This is a genomic window from Streptomyces sp. NPDC101393 (assembly GCF_044767385.1).
GTDB lineage: Bacteria > Actinomycetota > Actinomycetes > Streptomycetales > Streptomycetaceae > Streptomyces.
The window spans coordinates 217,590-236,601 of sequence record NZ_JBIWNU010000006.1 but is presented as its reverse complement, the minus strand read 5'-3'; the positions used below and the strand labels follow the sequence as shown (position 1 = coordinate 236,601).

The following is a 19,012-nucleotide window of genomic DNA, read 5'->3' as shown; positions in this document are numbered from 1 at the left end:
GTCGGCGCTCCCCCAGGTCGGTTGTGCGTCAGCGGACGGCCGGTCGCACGCATCCGGTGCGGGCCGGTCGCACGGCCCGGTGGATGTCGAGGGCCGCGGTGGATTTGTTGAGGGTGATGCAGTGCAGTCCGGGGGCGCCCTCGGCGAGCAGCCGGTCGGCCATCTCGACGGCGTGGTCGACGCCGATGCGGTGCCCGGCGGCGGGGTCGTCCCGGGCGGCCTCCAGGCGGTGGGCCAGGTCCTCGGGGAAGGCCGCTCCGCTCAGTTCCGCGAACCGGCGGATCTGCCGTACGTCGGTGGCGGGCATGATCTCCGGGATGATCGGCACGTCGCAGCCGGCCGCCGCGACCCGGTCGCGCAGCCGCAGGTAGTCCCGCACGTCGAAGAACATCTGGGTGAGGGCGTAGTCGGCCCCGGCCCGGCATTTGGCGACGAAGTGCCGGATCTCGCTCTCCCAGTCGGGCGAGCGCGGGTGGCGTTCGGGGAAGGCGGCGACACCGATCGTGAAGTCGCCCAGTTCCCGGACCAGTTCGACCAGTTCGTGGGCGTATCCGAGGCCCTGCGGATGGCGGTGCCAGGGCCCGCTGGGGTTCCCCGGCGGATCGCCGCGCAGCACCAGGACGTCGCGGATGCCCGCGTCGGCGTACCGGCCGATGATGCGGCGCAGCTCCGCGACGGAGTGGCCGACCGCGGTGAGGTGGGCCACCGGCCGCAGCGTCGTCTCGGCGGCGATCCGCTCGGTGGTCTCGATGGTGCGGTCCCGGGACGATCCGCCCGCTCCGTAGGTGACGGAGACGAAGCTGGGGGCGAGTGCCTCCAGGCGGCGGATCGTGTTCCACAGGGTGCGCACGCCGGTCTCGGTCTTCGGGGGGAAGAACTCGAAGGAGAACGTGGGGCCCGCGCCGAAGGCGGCGGGGAGGGCCGCTGTGCCGGTCACCGGGGTGCCCGCCCGGTCACCGGGTGGCATGGAGGCGCAGTTCGTTGACGCGGTCGGTGCGCTCCCAGGTGAAGTCGGGGATCTCGCGCCCGAAGTGGCCGTAGGCGGCGGTCTGCGCGTAGATGGGCCGCAGCAGGTCCAGGTCCCGGATGATCGCGGCGGGGCGCAGGTCGAAGACGTCGGAGACGGCCTGCTGGATGCGTCCCAGGGGCGCGGTCTCGGTGCCGTACGTCTCGACGAACAGGCCGACCGGCTCCGCCTTGCCGATGGCGTAGGCGACCTGCACCTCGCAGCGCCGGGCGAGCCCGGAGGCCACGACGTTCTTGGCCACCCAGCGCATCGCGTAGGCGGCCGAACGGTCCACCTTGGACGGGTCCTTGCCCGAGAAGGCGCCGCCGCCGTGCCGGGCCATGCCGCCGTAGGTGTCGATGATGATCTTCCGGCCGGTCAGCCCCGCGTCGCCCATCGGCCCGCCGATCTCGAAGCGGCCGGTGGGGTTGACCAGCAGACGGTAGTCCTCGGTGTCGAGCTTGATGCCGTCCTCGGCCAGCCGGCCGAGCACCTGGTCGACGACGTGCACGCGGATGTCCTCGGTCAGCTGCTTCTCCAGGTCGGTGCCGGGTGCGTGCTGCGAGGAGACGACGACGGTGTCGAGCCGGACCGCCCGCTCACCGTCGTACCCGATGGTGACCTGGGTCTTTCCGTCGGGCCGCAGATACGGCAGGGTGCCGTCCTTGCGCACCTCCGCCAGCCTGCGGGCGAGGCGGTGCGCCAGATGGATCGGGAGCGGCATCAGCTCGGGAGTCTCGTCGGTGGCGTATCCGAACATCAGGCCCTGGTCGCCGGCGCCCTGGGTGTCCAGTGCGTCCTGGGCGGCGCCTTCGATCCGCTTCTCGTAGGCGGTGTCGACCCCCTGCGCGATGTCGGGGGACTGCGTGCCGAGGGACACCGAGACGCCGCAGGAGGCACCGTCGAAGCCCTTCGCCGAGGCGTCGTAGCCGATCTCCAGGATCTTCTCCCGCACCAGTTGGGCGATCGGCGCGTAGGACCGGGTGGTGACCTCACCGGCCACGTGGACCTGCCCGGTGGTGATCAGGGTCTCCACGGCGACCCGGGAGGCGGGGTCGTCGCGGAGCAGGGCGTCGAGGACGGTGTCGCTGATCTGGTCGGCGATCTTGTCGGGGTGCCCCTCGGTCACGGATTCCGAGGTGAACAGGCGCAGAGGCATCTATCGCTCCTGGGGAGGCGGGGAAGGGGAAGCGGGGGAAAAGGGCCGTCGTCGGCAGGGACACGCAGGCGGGTCGCGGTGCCGGCAGGGCGCGCGGGCACGGTCCGGGCGGGGCGGCGCCCGGACCGTGGCGGGGCTCCGGCGATCACGCCGTGCGCCACCGATGACGCTAGCCAGACACCGCGGCCGGCACCAGGAAATCCTCCGGACTCTGTCAGGAGCGGACTTCGCCGGCGGCCGGACTCACGCCTCCGGGGGCGGCCGGTGGGCCGCTTGTGACAGCAGGACGGCGCAGTGCGCCACGGACACCAGCGTCGTATGGCGGTTCCAGCCGTCGAAGGTCCGCCCGGTGAAGTCCTTGATGCCCAGCGGGACGGTGGTCCGGGCGAGGGCGTCGTCGCTGCGCGCGACGAGGGCGGTCAGCGCCGTGAGCCGGGCGACGGGGGTGTCGCGCATGTTGGTGAGCCAGAGGTCGCCGGGCGGGTGCCCCGCGTCGGCGCTGCCGACGAGCAACAGGTCGTCGTCCGGGGCGTGTTCGGTCCGGGTGCCGCGCAGCGGCGAGCGGACCCGGACCGCGAGGGTGCGGTCGTCCGCCGGGGTGTGCGCGCCGTCCGGCCGCGGACGGCTCCGGGCCGCCGCGATGATCTGGTGCGGCGAGTGCGGGCGCGAGGCGGCCCCCGGGGCGTCCTGGTCGACGACGGCGAGCGGGACGGCCCGGTCGGACTTGACCAGGAACGGCAGCCGGGCGGCGCGCAGTTGCTGGATGACACCGACCACGTCGGCGCCGTCCACGGCCACCACCACCGGGCGGGGCGGCCCGGTGCGCGGCGCCCGTGCCACCGTTTCCAGACAGGCCTCCACCGCGCACTCCCCCGGTGTCTCGGCGCGGCGGGTGGCGGGAATCGAGACCCGGGCGCGGCGCACCGGGTCGTCGGTCCACACCCGCGGCAGCAGCAGCCGCCAGCCGAGCGGGTGGGCGGCGGCCGCGGAGGCGGACCACAGCCCCACCGTGTACTGGAGGTTGAGCAGCCGGCCGAGGGCGGGGTCGTGGCGCTGGTGGACGCCGACGGTTTCGCTGCCGTCCTTCGGCACGAGCAGCGGCCGCAGCACCCAGGCCTCGGGCGGCGCCGCCTGCGCCATGACCTCGGTCAGTGCCTGGCGCACCGGTACCCAGTCCCAGGTCGAGCAGCTGACGAAGTGGTGCATGCGCTGTTCCAGCGTGGGGCCGCCGCCGAGCTGGGCGGCCATGTTCCGGAAGGACTTGCGGCCTTCGGTGGTGAGCAGCCCCTGGACGTACTGCCGCGCCCTGGCGCGCTGATCGCTGCGGGCGAGGGAGGTGAAGACGTCGGCGCAGAGCCGGGCCGCCACCGTGTCGTCGGCTCCGGCCTCCTTCCGTGGCCGGTCGGGCGCCGCGGCGCTGTACATGAACTCCCCCTGGTGATCGGCCGGCGTCGGAACGGTCCGGACGGCGGGCCGTCCCGGTCGCCCGGGACGGCCCGCGCCCCGGAGCCGCCCGTGCCCGGCCGCACGCCGCGATGGGGGCGCGGCGCGGGCCGGCGGGCAGCTGCGGGGTGTCGTCAGGCCGCGGCGGGCTCGGCCGCCCGGGTCTTGAAGGCTCCGGACCCGGTGAAGACGACGGCGGCCAGGACCAGCGCGATCACCGTGAACCCGGAGACGCCGTGGAATCCGTCGAACTTGGTGAGCAGGATTCCGCCGACGAACCCGCCGATGGTCGTGCCGACGTACAGGGCCGTGGTCGCCAGGGAGGAGACGGTGCCGCGGGCCGCGGTGGTCTGGGACAGCAACATGGCCATGAAGATGGGGTAGTTGATGCCGAGGACCGCGGAGCCGAGGGCGAGCAGCACGATCGCGGTGGCGAGGTTCGGGGCGAACGGCACCGCGCCGTAGAGCACGATGAGCGCCACGAAGGCGTAGGCGAGGGTGCGCGCCTCGCCCAGCCGCTTGATGATGTGGCTGCCGAACAGGGAGGTGGTCGCCATGCCGACGCCGAGGGCCATCATCGCGGCGCCGATGGCGCTGACGCCGAGCCCGAAGTCACGGGCCAGCCAGGAGCCGATGAAGGAGATGGTCTCGAACACACCGGTCTGGTAGGCGAGATAGCCCACCAGGTACCAGGTGAAGGTACGGGACCGGAACAGTCCGGCGTAGATGCTGAAGAATCCGGTCCGCTCACCGGCCGGTGCGCCCTCGACGGACGGGAAGATCTTGAACAGGACGAGCCAGGCCACGGCGGAGAGTCCGGCCACGGCGAAGAACGGGACGTGCCAGGAACTCGCCGCTAGCCAGCCGCCGATGGGGACGCCCACGACCTGCGAGATGGACATACCGGCTCCGGCGAAGCCCATGGTCTTCACGATCGCGTTGCCGGGGACCAGCACGGGGATGGACGCCCAGATCTGCGGGGTGACCAGCGCCGCCGACATGCCGGCCAGCACCCGGAAGAGGATCATGGTCCAGAAGCCCTGGGCCACGCCGCACAGGGCGGTGGACACGGCGAAGCCGGCGAAGCCGAGCAGCAGCACGCTGCGCCGGTCGCGGCCGTCCGACAGCGGCCCGGCCACGAGGGCGAACAGCGCGAAGCCGAGCGCGTAGGCGCTGACCATCCAGCCGGAGACGCTGGTGGTGACGTCGAATTCATGGGACAGGGTGGGCAGCATCGGCGCCACCAGGAAGGTGTCCGTGCCGATCACGAACATCGTGACGAAGGACAGCCATCCGACGACTGTGGCGGACAGCTTGCGTGTGGGAGGCGTGGAGCCTTCCGTGGTCGTCTTGGACTGGGTCGAACTCATGGAGTGAACACCGCCGTTGGGGCTGAGGTCGGGGGAAACCGGCGCGGGTACGGGCGCCGGGTGAACGGGGAGGTACGGGTGCCGTGGTGCTACGCGGCGGGCTTCTGGCCCCAGGACGAGTAGACGAAGGTCGACACGTCGGGCGCGGGGTGGCTCTCCACGAGGGCGCGTGCCGCCGCGACCTGGTCGGCGGTGGCGAGGCCGGCGTCGATGAGGCTCTGGCCGCTCTGCACCATGCGGATGCGCAGCAGTTCGTCCTGGACGGGGTCGACGCCGAGGCCGCCGGGGGTGACCGAGACGTCGACCCGGTCGAGTCCCGCGCCGGACAGCGTGGCAGGGATACGACGTGCCCATGACAGGTCGATACCCTGCGCGGCGAGCGCCGCGAGCCAGCCGCCGTTGACCTGCTGCCAGGCGGGGTAGGGGGAGTCCGCGGCAGGCAGGAAGTGCACGTCCTCCAGGACGAGCCAGCCGCCGGGGGCGAGCCAGCGCACGGCACGCTCGACGATCTCCTCGCGCCGCGGCAGATGCATGAACACCGCACGCGCGTGGATGAGGTCGAACGACCCGTCGGGGAAGTCCTCGGTGGTGATGTCCGCGGACGACACCGTCAGATGAGGGGCGTAGCCGGCATCGATGAACCGGGGATCGATGTCCACGGCGACGACGCGGCCCTGCGGCGCGCGGTCGGCCAGCCAGTAGGCGATGGACCCGGCGCCGGCGCCGAGTTCGAGGCAGTTCCAGTCCGGCTCGATGCCGACCTTCCCCAGCACCTCGGTCGTACCGGCGTCGTAGACCTTTTCCAGCAGCCGCAACCGGTCGGCTTCGGTGGGCAGGTCCTTGCTCAGCAGACCCGTGTAGGAATCGGCGGACTCGGCTTGCAGACTCATCGCGTTCTTTCCTTTCGCGGAAGACCGTCCGCGGTGTATTCGGGGATCACTCTTCGAAATATCCGGACGAATGGAGAATGCGCAGCCACGTTCCGTCGGACTGCCGCCTGGCCACCTGATAGCGGCCGCGACTGCGGTCCGCCGGGCTCGTCGAGGTGAGCGCCAGATCACCGATACGCAAGGTGGGCAGGGTCTCTTCGTCCTCGAAATGGGTGACGTGCTTCAGCATGCCCTCGAAGGCGGCGCGAATGGCTTCCCTGCCGACATGTTCGACACCCATCGGGAAAGCCATGACGGCGTCCGGCTCATACAGTGCCGCAAGCCCTTCGGCGTCACCCGCGTTGGCCCGCTCGACCCAGATGCGGGCCAGGTCCTCGGGCTCGGTGGCCTGCACACGCGTGCTGGTCATGGAGATGTTCCTTCCTCGGTTGACGAACGGCCGTCAGATGGACGCCATTTCGCGCGCGTCATAGACGGCGCGAATCCTTTTGATCTTTCCGTCCTCGACATGGAGCCAGTTCACGACCTTGTTGGGCGAGGCAACCGAGGTGTGCACGGTGAACCAGGTCACCACGTCGGGGCCCGAAACAAAGGACCGCTCCACGACCAGGTCGGTCATTACCCCACCGAGGCGGGCGAGCGCCTCGCGGCACGCATCCGCGGTGTCCAGCTCGGCCAGCGGACCCGAGTACGAAAAGCCGTCCTCGGCCAGCAAAGACCTCAGATCGTCGAACCTCTTCGCGCGCCAGGCGTCGAAATAGGTAACGGCCACACTCTGCGGGTCCGTTGTCGTCACATTCCCCTGTTGATTGCTCACAAGAGAAATTGTGCGGCTGCGGAGAAGGGGTGGCGATGCCCGGCGGGGAACTATGTCAAGTCGCGGGCGACGGCACGCGCGGGGCCCCGCGGGCACGACGATGGCGCGGTGCGCCCCAGGGGGCACCGCGCCATCGTCGAGGCGGCCGGCCTCCTCCGAGGAGGCCGCCGCGGAGCGTCAGGGCTGGAGGCGCCGTACGGTCCAGCCCTCCTCGCCGCGGTCGTAGCGCAGCCGCTGGTGCAGCCGGTCCTTGCCGTTGGCCCAGAACTCGACGGTGTCGAAGCGCAGCAGATACGCGACATAACTGTCCGGGCGCGGCAGCACCCCGCCGATCCCGGCCAGCCGGTCGATCTCCGCCCGCATCGCCTTGACGTCGACGAGCTCCTCGCTCTGGCGGGACACCACCGACGCCGGATACGTGAACATCGGCCGCTGCAGCCACTTTTCCTCGGCCTGCTCGGAACCGAGCAGCTCCACCGCGCCGTTCACCACGATCTGCTGGCTCGTCTCGCGCCAGTACAGGGTCCCCGAGGCCCAGGGGTTCTCGGTGAGCTCACGGCCCTTCTGGCTCCCGAGGTGGGTGGCGATGACGAGGCCCTCGTCGGTGATCTCGTTCACCGCGACGATCCGGCTCGACGGGCGGCCCCGCTTGTCGGCGGTGGCCAGCGCCAGCGCCTTCGGCTCGCGCACACCGACGCGCTCGGCCGTGGCGTACCAGTGCCGGAAGAGCCCGGCCGGTCCGGGCGGCGGGCTGTCGTACTCGGGGAACGGGAGCTCGATCGCCCCGGTCATCGTTTCCGACCTGCCTGTGCTCATGCTGGCCTCCGCCAGGTGTGAAGTGTCGTGTCCGTGGGGTGTTTGCGTGGCGGTGCCGGCCCGTCAGACCAGGGCGGTGCCGCGGGCGAAGAGGGCCCCTGCCCCGCCGACCTCGACGCTGTGGAAGCTCTCGCCCGCCCCTTCGGCGCGGGCGAGCATCAAGGACGGCCGGCCGATCTCCACGCCCTGCAGGATCTCGATCGGCTGCCCGTAGGGCAGGTGACCGTGGCGCGCGAGATGGATCGCGAGCGGCCCCGCCGCCGACCCGGTCGCCGCGTCCTCGACGACGCCGTAGGCCGGGGAGAACATCCGGCTGCGCCAGTGGGTGCCCGATCCGGCGAAGCAGTTGGTCGCCATGTCCGGGAACCGCGCCAGCGCGCGGTGGTCGGGCTCGACCTCGGACAGCGCCTCGACGCTCTCGAAGCCGACGAAGACGTGCCGCGGGCCGTTGCGGTAGATCTCCACCGGCAGGGTGGAGGTTTTCACGCCCAGGGCCGCCAGCAGTTCGTCGGCGCGTGCGAAGGGCTCCCAGGTCGGCACCGGCTGGCGCATCCGGGTGGCCACCACTTCGCCGTCGGCACGGTCCAGCTCGAAGGGGACGGTCCCCATCGCGGTCTCCAGCATCAGCCGGTCCCGGTCGCTCTCCGCACCGAGGGCGATCGCGGTGCCCAGCATCGGATGCCCGGCGAAGGGCAGTTCGTTGACCGGGGTGAAGATCCGGATCCGGGCGTCGCCGCCGTGCTGCGCGGCGAGCACGAACGTGGTCTCCGAGAGGTTCATCTCGCGGGCGATGCGCTGCATCTGCGCGGCGGAGAGGTCATCGGCGTCGAAGAACACGGCGACGGGGTTGCCGCGGAGCGGTTCGTCGGCGAAGGCGTCCACGACGGCGTACCTGTGCATCTGCTTCTCCAGCTGGTTGTCGGGCGGTGCGGTCACGACGAGAGGACCTCCCTCAGCAGGTCACCGACGATCCGCGGGCCGTTCTGGGTGAGTACGGACTCGGCGTGGAACTGCATCGAGGCGAAGTGCGGACCGCGCAGGGCGTGGATCTCTCCGGTGCCCGGGTCGCGGCAGACCTCCACGATCCCCACCCCCTCGGGCTCGGCCTTGTCCGCCGTGCTCAGCGCCGCGAACGTGTTGTAGAAGCCGACGCGTTCGCGGCTGCCGAACAGGTCGATCTCCCGCTGCACCCCCTGGTTGGGCACGTCCCTGCGGTGCAGGCCGAAGCCGAGCCGCAGGCTGAGCACCTGATGGCTGAGGCAGACCGCGAGGAAGGGGCGGCGCTCGCGCAGCAGGTCGTCCACGGCCTGGCGCAGGTGGTGGATCTTCGGGTGGTCCGCCTCGGCGGGGTCGCCGGGGCCGGGGCCCATGACGACGAGGTCGTACCCGTCGAAGGTGTGGTCCTCGTCGAAGCGCCGTACGGTCACGACCATCCCCAGGGACCGGATCTGATGGGCGATCATCGCGGTGAAGGTGTCCTCCGCGTCGACCACCAGCACCTTCCGTCCCACCAGCCCCGATGCCGGGGACGGCCGGGCCGCCGACTCGCTGCGCCAGAAGCCGGCGATGCCGTCGTTGCGGCTCTCCAGGGCGGCCAGCACCGACGGGTGCGCGGCGAAGCGGGTCGGGCCGCCGCTCTCCAGAGCGGCGATCAGGCCGGCGGCCTTCGCCCGGGTCTCGGCGGCCTCGGACTCCGGGTCGGAGTGGCGCACCAATGTGGCGCCGACGCCGATCCGCACCCGTCCGGTGTCCGCGATGTCGGCGGTACGGATCAGGATCGCCGAGTCCAGGCAGTGCCGGCCGCTCTCGTCGCGGCTGATCAGGGCGGCGACGCCGCTGTAGTAGCCGCGCCCCTCCGGCTCATGGCGGGCGATGACCCGGCAGGCGCTCTCCAGCGGGCTGCCGGTGACGGTCGGCGCGAACAGGGTCTCCTGGAGGATCTCCCGGGCGTCGCGGTCGGTGTGGCCCTCGATGAAGTACTCGGTGTGCGCGAGGCGGGCCATCTCCTTGAGATAGGGGCCGACCACCCGGCCGCCCTCGGCGCAGATCCGGGCCATCATCTTCAGCTCTTCGTCCACCACCATGTACAGCTCGTCGGCCTCCTTGCGGTCGGCGAGGAAGCTCATGACGCCCGGCAGGTCCGGCCCGGCCGGCGGGTAGCGGTAGGTGCCGCTGATCGGGTTCATGACGGCGACTCCCCCGTCACGGACGCTGATGTGCCGCTCGGGCGAGGCACCGACGAAGGTGCGTGAACCGGTGTGGATGACGAAGGTCCAGTAGGCGCCCGACTCGCGCTCCAGCAGGCGCCGGAAGAAGGCCAGCGCGGCGGCCGGGCCGTAGTCCGTGATGTCCGCGACGAAGGACCGCTTGATGACGAAGTTGGCGCCCTCGCCGGTCCCGATGGACTCGCTCACGACCCGGCGCACGGTGGCCGCGTACTCCTCGTCGTCCACGTCGAAGTGGGCCCCCGTCAGCACCGTCGGGACGTCCGGGATACCGGCCATCACCTCCTCCAGCGGCGCCGTCTCCTGGCCCGTCACGGTGAGCGCGATCAGCGGCGCACCGTCGTCCGCGGCCGCGAATCCCCGCTCGGCGATCTGCCGGTACGGGATGACCGTCAGCACCTCGTGGGTGACCCTGCCGTCCGGCGGGGGCGCGGTGGGCAGCGGGATCGCGGCCAGCGACGCGGGCCAGGACACCTCGCCGACCAGGATGTCGAGCAGCTCGGGGCCGGTGGTCTCGGGCCGGTGCAGGACGGCGAAGGGGCCCGGGTCCGGGCTCAGTACCCGCTCCAGGAGGCTCACCCGAGCACCTCCTTGGCGGTGACGACCATCGCGCACCGCTCGGCGGCGTAGCGGACGGCCATCCGGTGGTACTCCTCGGAGAAGTCGGCCACCGCATCGGCCACCAGGAAGGGCTGGATGTCGTGGGTGAACGCCTCCACCGCCGACATCAGGACGCCGACGTGGGCGTAGACGCCGCAGATCAGGAGCTGGTCGCGCCCGTCGGCGCGCATCCGCTCCAGCAGGTCGGAGCGGAAGAAGGCGCTGTAGCGCCACTTGGTGAAGACCCAGTCGCCGGGTACGGGGGCCAGCTCGTCGACGACCTCCCGGTCGGCGGGCTCGGTCCGCATACCCGGGCCCCAGAAGTCCTTGAGGAGACCGCGCTGTTCGTCGTCCATGCCCCCCGGCTGGGCGGTGTAGGCCACCGGGATCCCACGGTCGGCGCACCAGTCGCGCACCTGCGCCGCGTTGCGCACGACGGCGTCACGGAGGGTTTCCGGGAAGGGCCGCAGGAAGTACCGCTGCATGTCGTGGACGAGCAGTACCGCGCGGTCGGGGTCGACGGTCCACCGGGCCGTGTTCGCCGGGAGGTCGCCGGCCGAGGGCAGTGGATAGGGTTCGATGGGCGGTATACCGGACAAGGCAGACAAGACCTGTCTCCAGCTTCTGATTTCCGTCGGGTGGGCTTCAGCCGTTCCAGGCCGAGACGACGCTGACGGCCTGCCACGGGTTCAGGCGCGGGTCGCAGCGGCTGGTGTAGCGGTCCCCGACCCGGGCGAGGGACGCCGGGTCGGTCGCGCACTCGCTGACGTCGTCGGGGGTGGTCTCCAGGTGCAGACCGCCGGCCACGCCTCCTGAGGAAGTGACCGCCTTGCGGAACGCGGTCACCTCACGGGCGATCGTCTCCACCATGCGGGTCTTGTGGCCGCTGGGCGCGGAGACGGTGTTGCCGTGCATCGGATCCGTCAGCCAGATCACCGGGTGGCCCGCGGCGTGCACCGCGGCGACCAGGGGCGGCAGCCGGTCGGCGACCGTGTCGGCGCCCATCCGGGCGATCAGCGTGAGCCGGCCCGGGTCGCGGCCGGGGTCCAGGGCCTCGCACAGGGCGAGCAGCTCGTCGGTGGTCATGGAGGGTCCGACCTTGCAGGCCACCGGGTTGAACACCTGGGCGAGCAGGGCCACATGGGCGCCGTCGACCTGACGGGTGCGTTCACCGATCCACGGCAGGTGGGTGGAGCCGAGGAACAGCCCGTCGTGCTCGTCCCGGCGCAGCATCGGCATCTCGTAGTCGAGCAGCAGCGCCTCGTGGCTGGTCCACACCGGTGCCTCGATACCGCTGGCCTCCGTGCGGCCCTTCCAGCCGAGGTTCTCCATGATGTCGTTGGCGGCCATGTAGCCGGCCAGGATGCGCAGCGGGTCGTGGCGGCGGTTCTCCGGGTCGGCCTCCGGCCCGTTGACCATGTCGCCCCGGTACGAGGGGAGTTCGACGCCGTCGATCACCTCGGTGGACTGCGAACGGGGCTTGGCGAACTGGCCGGCGATCCGTCCCACCCGTACGACCGGCTTGTGGGAGACCAGCCGCAGCGAGCCGGCCAGCAGGTCGAGGACCGCGGTCTTGCGGGTCACGGAGCCGGGCGTGTGCTCGTTCACGTCCTCGGCGCAGTCCCCGGCCTGGATGATCATGGCGTCGCCCGCGGCGACCCGGGCCAGCGTGGAACGCAGGGTGCGGATGTCGGTGGCGCGGGCGAGCGGCGGGCGGGCCTCCAGGGTTTCCCGCACCCGCTGGAGCTGATGCCGGTCGCTCCAGTCGGGCTGCTGCAGGGCCTTGAGTGACCCCAATTCACGAAGAACCTTTTCCATGCGTCTCTCCTATCGTGCGGTGCGTCAGGTGGGTATGCCCTCGCGCTTGATCTCCGGCACGGGAATGCTCAGTGCGCGCAGCTGCTCGAACGGGTTCATGAACTCGCGGTTCTGCGTGATCTTCCCGTCGTCCAGCGAGAACGAATGGAGGAAGTGGTTTTCGTAGTAGCCCTCGGGATATCCGGGGAATCGGATCTTCCCGTGCCCGTCGCATTCGACCCAGAAGTGGTTGGGGTCGTCCGTCTCGAAGACGCGGATGTTGTACCACTCCCAGTCGGGGAAGCACTTCAGCGACCACACGGCGTGGTCGCCGAGCCGGTCCCGGCCGTTGATGACGATCGGCTTCCCGGTGTCGGTGGTCCACAGGCCGCCGCTGCCGTCCTCGGTGAACAGCTCGTGGCGCTTGAGGCGGTCCTGACCCTTGGTGTTCATGTACTGCTCGACGACGGCGCGGTTCTTGCGACGCAGCTCGGCGGCGTCGGCGAAGCCGGGTGTCACGGCGTTTTCGGGCACAGCTTCTCCTTCGGGGGAATCTCGGACTCGGGTCGCGACGTCGGACGGGCACCGAAAGCCGCGTCAATCGACGGCACACCGAGGTGGGTGGCGAATACATTTACCGGTCGCGCGGGGTGGAAAGGCGATTGCCGTCCGGTGCTCCCTGCCGGCGACCGGTCCTGCCACACGTCCAACGACTGTGGACTTCACCAAGACTAGCCACCGGCTCGTTGGCCGGAAAGCAATGCGCACACCGGGAGTTCACATCTGTCCGCCCCCTTTCTCACCACGCGAGAAAGGCAGGCAGTTCCTTTCTCGCCACGCGAGAAAGGCGGGCATCGGGCGAACGGCGGTCGCGGCAGAATGCCGCTCATGCAAAAGCCCGCGCCCACCGAAGAGGTGGAGCGCGGGCAACCGGGCGGTGCGGAGCGTCAGTTCAGGCCCCACTCCCGGCGCAGCCCTGCCAGCGCCGCGTGGAACCCGGGAAAGGTCTTCTTCACGCAGCCGGGGTCGTCCAGTTGGACCCCGGCGGTGCGCAATCCGGTGATGCTGAAGCCCATGGCGATGCGGTGGTCGCCACGACAGCGCACGAGCCCGGGGTGCGGGGTGGACGGGTGGACCCGGATCCAGTCCCGGCCCACCTCCACCGGCACCCCGAGCTGCAGAAGGTTCTGCGCACAGGCGTCCAGCCGATCGCACTCCTTGACCCGGGTGTTGTAGACGTCCGTGATGTGGACGGGGCCGTCGGCGAACGGCGCGATGGCGGCCAGCGTCGGCATGGTGTCCGAGATGTCGCGCATCACCACCCGCACTCCGCGCAGCCGCCGCGGTCCGGTCACGGTGATCGCGTCAGGGGCGATCCGGACGCGGGCACCCATCCGTTCGAGCACCCGGGCGAACTCCACATCGCCCTGCCGGGAGGAGTCGCCGAGGCCGGGCACCGTCACCGTACGGCCGGTGACGGCCGCCGCGGCCAGGAAGTACGAAGCGGTCGACGCGTCGGGCTCCACCCGGTAGTCGGACGGGTGGTAGGGGCGGGGGCGCACGGTGAAGACCTGCCCCTCCCGCTCGGCCTCGGCGCCGAAGTGCCGCATCAGTGAGAGCGTCATGTCCACGTACGGCACGGACACCAGGTCCGTGGTCTCGACGACGAGTTCCCGCTCCATCAGCGGGCCGGCCAGCAGCAGCGCGGTCAGGAACTGCGAGGACAGGCCCGCGTCCAGCCGGAGGAACCCGCCCCGCAGCCCGCGGCCCGCGACCGTCAGGGGAAGCCGGCCGTCGGCTCCCTCGTACCGGATGTCCGCGCCGAGCGACCGCAGCGCCGTGACGACGGGGGCGACCGGCCGGGCCCGGAGCTGGGCGGAGCCGTCGAAGCGGACGGCGGAGTGTCCGGCGGCGGCCAGCGCGGGCAAAAAGCGCCCGGCGGTGGCCGCGTCCCGGCAGTTGACCTCGGCCACCTCCCGGCCGGCCGAAGCGCCCGGCCCGGCTCCGCTCCCCTCGACGGTCCACCGGTCCCCGGCCGTCGTGACCCGGTGCCCCATCGCCCGCAGTCCCCCGGCGAACGCCTCGGTGTCGTCGGAGCGCAGCGGGCGGTGCAGCGTGGAGGTGCCCGGTGCGCACGCCGCGAGGAACAGTGCCCGCGCGGTCAGCGACTTCGAGCCCGGTACCGCGGTGGTGGTCATCTCTCCTCCGGCTGTCTTCGCGTACGCGACGCCTCGGGGCCCTTCACGCCACGACCAGCGCTTCCAGGTAGGAGCGGACGTTGCGGCGCGTCTCGGGCACCGAGTCGCCGCCGAACTTCTCCGCCACCGCGTCCGCGAGCACCAGGGCCACCATCGCCTCCGCGACGATCCCCGCAGCGGGCACCGCGCACACGTCGGAGCGCTGGTGGTGCGCCCGCGCCGGCCCGCCCGTCGCCACGTCCACCGTCTCCAGGGCCCGGGGCACCGTGGCGATCGGCTTCATGGCCGCCCGCACCCGCAGCAGTTCGCCCGTGGAGAGCCCGCCCTCGGTTCCTCCGGAGCGCCCCGAGGTGCGGCGCACCCCCTGCGGCGTCATCCGGATCTCGTCATGGGCCCGCGAACCCGGCACCCGGGCCAGCTCGAAGCCGTCCCCGACCTCGACGCCCTTGATCGCCTGGATCCCCATCAGCGCGGCGGCCAGCCGCGCGTCCAGCCGCCGGTCCCAGTGCACATGCGAGCCGAGCCCCACCGGCACGCCGTGGGCCAGCACCTCGACCACGCCGCCCAGGGTGTCGCCGTCCCTGTGCGCCTGGTCGATCTCCGCCACCATCGCCCGCGACACGTCCGGGACCAGACAGCGCACCGGGTCGGCGTCCAGGCGCGCCACGTCCGCCGGGGCCGGGCAGACGCCGGGCGGGACCTTCGCGGAGGCCAGTTCCACCACATGCGAGACGACCTCGATGCCCGCCGTCTCCTTGAGGTACGACCGTGCCACCGCGCCCAGGGCCACCCGCGCCGCCGTCTCCCGCGCGCTCGCCCGCTCCAGCACCGGACGCGCCTCGCCGAAGCCGTACTTCTGCATGCCCGCCAGGTCCGCGTGCCCCGGCCGGGGCCTGGTCAGCGGCGCGTTGCGGGCCGAGGCGGCGAGCACCGCCGGGTCCACCGGGTCGGGTGCCATGACCTGTTCCCACTTGGGCCATTCGGTGTTCTTGATCAGCACGGACACCGGGGAGCCGAGGGTCAGTCCGTGACGGACCCCGCCGAGGAACGTGACCTCGTCGCGCTCGAACGTCATCCGGGCGCCGCGCCCGTGCCCCAACCGCCTGCGGGCCAGGTGGTCCGCCACCGCCCCGGTGGTCACGGGCACCCCGGCCGGGAGGCCCTCCAATACCGCCACCAGCGCGGGTCCGTGGGACTCCCCCGCCGTCAGCCAACGCAACCTGCTCAACACCGCTCCCTGGAGCTCGCTCTGCCGATGGGGTACATCTCAGGCCGCGCCCGGCACGGAACGCGACGCCGCGTGCGCGAGGGCCGTCCACTCCGCGGCCCGCTGGGCCGCCAGCACGCGGACCAGCGGGGCGCAGTGGTCCGGCAGCGCGGCGGTGATCTCCTGCCACTGCCGGGCGGTGAGCTCGGTGGCGAGGAGGGTGCGCAGCAGCAGCCTGCCGGGTTCGGAGCCCTTCAGCGCGGGGTCCTTCACCAGTTTGCGCACCACCGTGTCCGCCGGGCGTGGGGCCGGCTCCCCGTTCCACTGCGGACGGGCCGGGACCGCCCGCCGGGCCGCCACGGGCGCGGCGGCGGGCGCGGCGGCGGGCGCCCGGCCGCCGGGAACGGGTTCCTCACCGCGCCGCACCCGGTCCCGCACGTCCCGGACCGTCGCCGTGGACACCCCGGACAGCCGGGCGAGTTCACGCAGCGAGGCTCCCGGGTCGGCGGCCATCAGGTGGGCGGCCATGCGCCGGCCCTCCGCGCTGCTGACCGGCCGCACCGTGCCGTCCCGGCCGACGCGGGTGTGCGACTGCGGAATCTCCTCGGTCGCACACCGGCGCAGCCGGCCCACCGTCTTGCCGCTCAGGCCGACGCGCTCCGCGATGGCCCGGTCCGACCAGTGGGCGTGCGAGCGCAGGATGCGCAGCGCCGCCGTACGGCGCTCGTCGCGGGTGAGCGGCAGTCCGTGCCGGACATTGAGCTGGACGGACAGCACATAGGCGTCCGCCTCGCTGCCGTCGAAGAACCGCACCGGTATCTCCCGGCTGCCCCGGCGTGCGGCGGCGGACAGCCGGTGCATGCCGTCGATGACCCGCATCGTCGGCCGGTGCACCAGGATCGGCTCGAAGTCCGTTTCCAGTGCGGCGAGTTCGCCGATGTGCCGTTCGTCGCAGGGCCCGCTGCGCGGCGAGTCCGACGGCCGCAGCGCACCGAGCGGAACATTGCGCGGCTCTCCCGTCATCGCCGCAGCCTGGACGTGGGCCGAGATCCCCATCCGTGTCACGAAGTGCTCCCCCTTGGCCGGCGCGGCCGACTGTCGCGTCCGCACGTCTTCGTTCGGCAAGATCGTGCGTGATGCGGCACTCCGGCGCCAAAGAAAATGGCGCTACTCCGTCAGGTACGGGGGAGTCCGTCAAGTTCTCCCGGAGCGCGGGCTCCTGGCGCGCGAGGGCGGCGGACGGGGGCTGCCGCCGCCCTCCCGACGGGGCGTTCGCCGGCTCACGCCTCGCGCGGTGCCGCCCCCGAGGGCACCAGGTCGTCCGCACGCCGGCCCGGAAAGACGGTCCCGGTGACGGCGAGCAGCGGCGCCGCCTTGACCGCCGTCTCCTCGAATTCCCCGGCCGGGTCCGACAGGGCGATGACCGCGCCGCCCACCCCGTAGCGAAGGCGCCCGGGTGTCACCAGCGCGGTGCGGATGACGACGCTCAGATCCGCCGCCCCGGTGAGCGAGAAGTAGCCGAGGGCGCCGGAGTAGACGCCACGCGGACCCGCCTCGAGAGCGTCGATGATCCGCATGGTGCGGATCTTCGGCGCGCCGGTCATGGAGCCGGGTGGGAAGGCGGCCCGTACGCAGTCGACCGCGGAGTGCTCCGGGCGGAGCCGGGCCCGTACCCGGCTGGTCAGTTGATGCACGGTGGCATAGGTCTCGACCTGGAAGATGTCCGCTTCCACCGAGCCCGGTACGGCACACCGGCCGAGATCGTTGCGGACCAGGTCCACGATCATCAGGTTCTCGGCGCGGTCCTTCTCGTTGGTCCGCAGATCCGCCCTGAGCGCGGCATCGGCCGCGGGTGTGGCGCCGCGCGGGCGGGTGCCCTTGATGGGCCGGGACTCGGCTCTCCCGTCCGCCCCGACGCGCAGGAACCGTTCGGGCGAGGTGCTGAGCACGGACAGCGGGCCGAAGCCGAGCAGCGCTCCGTACGGGGCCGGGCTGTGCCGGCGCAGGAAGCGGTAGGCCGTCCAGGGGTCGATGTCGCCCGCCGCCTCGGCCATGTTGGTCAGGCAGACCTCATAGGTCTCGCCGGCGGCGATCTCCTCCTGGCAGCGGTCGATCAGGGCCAGATAGCGGTCGCGTCCGTGCCGCAGCCGGATGCCGTCGAGGGGTGCGGGCGGCGGTGCCCCTCCCGTCCTCGGGACGGGCCGGGCGCCGGGGTGCGCGGCGGGCGGCGCGGCCAGTTCCGCGGCGGTGGTGCGCAGCCAGGCGCGGGCCGGGCCCTCGGCCCCGTCCTCCGCGAGGGCCAGCAGGTAGGTCTGCGCCGTGAGGTGATCGAAGACCACCGCCCGGTCGGCGAACACCATGGCCGCGTCCGGTTCCTCGGGCCGGTGCCCCATGTCGCCGCCGCACTCGGCCTTGAGCCCGTATCCCAGGTAGCCGACCCAGCCGAGCGCGAAGTCGAAGGGCAGCGGCGGGACACGGGTGTCCGCCGCGCGCAGGTCCCCGTCCAGCCAGTCGAGGAAGGCGCCGAGGACGACCTCGGTGCCGGCGGCCGAGTGCACGGTGACGGTGCCGCTCGCCACGTCCGCCGTGGCCACCCGGGCGAGCGGCCCGGAGGCATCCCCCATGAACGAGAACCGCCCGCTGTCGGCGTCGGGTCTGCCGCTGTCCAGCCAGAAGGAGTGGTCGCTGTCCCGGAACAGGGCGGCGAAGACCTCCTCGGGGTCCCGGCCGGTGGCCGTCCGCTCCACCAGCACCCGCAGCTTGCGGCGCGGGGCGGTGCAGGCCCCGGTGTCCGGTGCGGCGGGCGGCCGGGCCGCGGGCCGGCGCGAGGCGGGCACCGTACGGTCCCGGTCGGCGCGCCGGTCCGCGGCCAGGCGGGCGAAGTTGACCAGCAGGTCCTTGCCGTGCCGGGTGAGGATCGACTCGGGATGGAACTGCAGCCCCCACATGGGCCGTTGGCGGTGCGCGACCCCCATCAGGATCCCGTCCGGCGTCCAGGCCGTCGGCTCCAGCTCGTCGGGGAGGTCCGTCACGGTCAGCGAGTGGTAGCGGACCACGTCGAAGGGCGACGGCAGCCCCTGGAAGAGCCCGGTGCCGCCGTGCAGCACGGGCGACACCCGTCCGTGGCGCGGCTCGGGGGCCCGCCCCACCGTGGCGCCGTGCCACAGCGACAGGCCCTGATGCCCCAGGCAGACCCCGAGCAGCGGCAGATCGGCGTGCGCGACGACCTCACGGCAGATCCCGAAGTCGGCGTCCACGGAAGGGTTTCCCGGGCCCGGTGAGAGGACGACCGCGTCGAACCCGTCCAGCATGCCGCGGTGCCACCGCGGGTCGTCGTTGCGTATCACCACCGGGTCCCGGCCCGTCGCCCCGGCCAGGCAGTGGAAGAGGTTGTAGGTGAAGGAGTCGTAGTTGTCTATGATCAGCGTCCGCACGGTGATTCCGTATATCGTTGTTGAATGCACGGATATCGGGGGCGAATTGC

The 19,012-nt window shown here is 72.0% G+C and carries 17 protein-coding genes; all 17 read right to left on the bottom strand.

The genetic code is table 11. The annotated features are described in order from the left end of the window. Positions 1–28 precede the first annotated feature (28 nt). On the bottom strand, positions 29–967 hold the full coding sequence (gene metF, locus ACIRQ7_RS20795; RefSeq protein ID WP_404264195.1) for a methylenetetrahydrofolate reductase [NAD(P)H]: 939 nt from the start codon (positions 965–967) through the stop codon (positions 29–31). Continuing rightward, positions 954–2,165, bottom strand: a complete 1,212-nt coding sequence (gene metK, locus ACIRQ7_RS20790) for a methionine adenosyltransferase (protein WP_404264193.1) — start codon at positions 2,163–2,165, stop codon at positions 954–956. The genes metF and metK overlap by 14 nt, the downstream gene beginning before the upstream one ends. 243 nt (positions 2,166–2,408) lie before the next feature. Continuing rightward, complete coding sequence (locus ACIRQ7_RS20785; protein ID WP_404264191.1) at positions 2,409–3,590, bottom strand: IS701 family transposase; 1,182 nt, start codon at positions 3,588–3,590, stop codon at positions 2,409–2,411. 152 nt (positions 3,591–3,742) lie between these two features. Then, on the bottom strand, positions 3,743–4,978 hold the full coding sequence (locus tag ACIRQ7_RS20780) for an MFS transporter (RefSeq protein WP_403668513.1): 1,236 nt from the start codon (positions 4,976–4,978) through the stop codon (positions 3,743–3,745). Positions 4,979–5,067: 89 nt separating this feature from the next. Beyond that, a complete protein-coding gene (locus tag ACIRQ7_RS20775) occupies positions 5,068–5,868 on the bottom strand; it encodes a class I SAM-dependent methyltransferase (protein WP_404264189.1) in 801 nt (266 codons plus the stop codon). A gap of 46 nt (positions 5,869–5,914) precedes the next feature. Beyond that, a complete protein-coding gene (locus ACIRQ7_RS20770; RefSeq protein WP_403668516.1) occupies positions 5,915–6,277 on the bottom strand; it encodes a YybH family protein in 363 nt (120 codons plus the stop codon). Positions 6,278–6,310: 33 nt separating this feature from the next. Continuing rightward, positions 6,311–6,685, bottom strand: a complete 375-nt coding sequence (locus ACIRQ7_RS20765) for a nuclear transport factor 2 family protein (RefSeq protein ID WP_401471103.1) — start codon at positions 6,683–6,685, stop codon at positions 6,311–6,313. A 177-nt stretch (positions 6,686–6,862) separates the two neighbouring features. Beyond that, the gene (phzG, locus tag ACIRQ7_RS20760) at positions 6,863–7,501 is read right to left on the bottom strand and encodes a phenazine biosynthesis FMN-dependent oxidase PhzG (protein WP_404264186.1); all 639 of its coding nucleotides are present in this window, start codon (positions 7,499–7,501) and stop codon (positions 6,863–6,865) included. 63 nt (positions 7,502–7,564) lie between these two features. Continuing rightward, the gene (locus ACIRQ7_RS20755; RefSeq protein ID WP_401471109.1) at positions 7,565–8,437 is read right to left on the bottom strand and encodes a PhzF family phenazine biosynthesis protein; all 873 of its coding nucleotides are present in this window, start codon (positions 8,435–8,437) and stop codon (positions 7,565–7,567) included. Beyond that, entirely contained in the window at positions 8,434–10,305 is a 1,872-nt protein-coding gene (locus ACIRQ7_RS20750) for an anthranilate synthase family protein (protein WP_404264184.1), read from the bottom strand. Before ACIRQ7_RS20750 ends, ACIRQ7_RS20755 begins: the two co-directional genes overlap by 4 nt. Beyond that, positions 10,302–10,925 carry an isochorismatase family protein gene (locus ACIRQ7_RS20745; protein ID WP_404264182.1) on the bottom strand — a complete coding sequence of 208 codons (624 nt, stop codon included), beginning with the start codon at positions 10,923–10,925 and terminating at the stop codon, positions 10,302–10,304. Before ACIRQ7_RS20745 ends, ACIRQ7_RS20750 begins: the two co-directional genes overlap by 4 nt. Before the next feature lie 46 nt (positions 10,926–10,971). Then, positions 10,972–12,144: a 3-deoxy-7-phosphoheptulonate synthase gene (locus ACIRQ7_RS20740; protein WP_401471115.1), complete on the bottom strand. Its 1,173-nt coding sequence runs from the start codon at positions 12,142–12,144 to the stop codon at positions 10,972–10,974. Positions 12,145–12,168: 24 nt separating this feature from the next. Further along, positions 12,169–12,657: a PhzA/PhzB family protein gene (locus ACIRQ7_RS20735; protein ID WP_401471118.1), complete on the bottom strand. Its 489-nt coding sequence runs from the start codon at positions 12,655–12,657 to the stop codon at positions 12,169–12,171. A 413-nt stretch (positions 12,658–13,070) separates the two neighbouring features. Then, positions 13,071–14,321, bottom strand: coding sequence for a 3-phosphoshikimate 1-carboxyvinyltransferase (aroA, locus tag ACIRQ7_RS20730; RefSeq protein WP_404264179.1), 1,251 nt, complete (start codon positions 14,319–14,321; stop codon positions 13,071–13,073). Positions 14,322–14,364: 43 nt separating this feature from the next. Then, positions 14,365–15,549 carry a chorismate synthase gene (gene aroC / locus ACIRQ7_RS20725; protein WP_404264177.1) on the bottom strand — a complete coding sequence of 395 codons (1,185 nt, stop codon included), beginning with the start codon at positions 15,547–15,549 and terminating at the stop codon, positions 14,365–14,367. A gap of 39 nt (positions 15,550–15,588) precedes the next feature. Further along, positions 15,589–16,551 carry a ParB/RepB/Spo0J family partition protein gene (locus ACIRQ7_RS20720; protein WP_404264175.1) on the bottom strand — a complete coding sequence of 321 codons (963 nt, stop codon included), beginning with the start codon at positions 16,549–16,551 and terminating at the stop codon, positions 15,589–15,591. A gap of 257 nt (positions 16,552–16,808) precedes the next feature. Next, entirely contained in the window at positions 16,809–18,962 is a 2,154-nt protein-coding gene (gene pabB, locus ACIRQ7_RS20715; RefSeq protein ID WP_404264173.1) for an aminodeoxychorismate synthase component I, read from the bottom strand. Positions 18,963–19,012 lie beyond the last annotated feature (50 nt).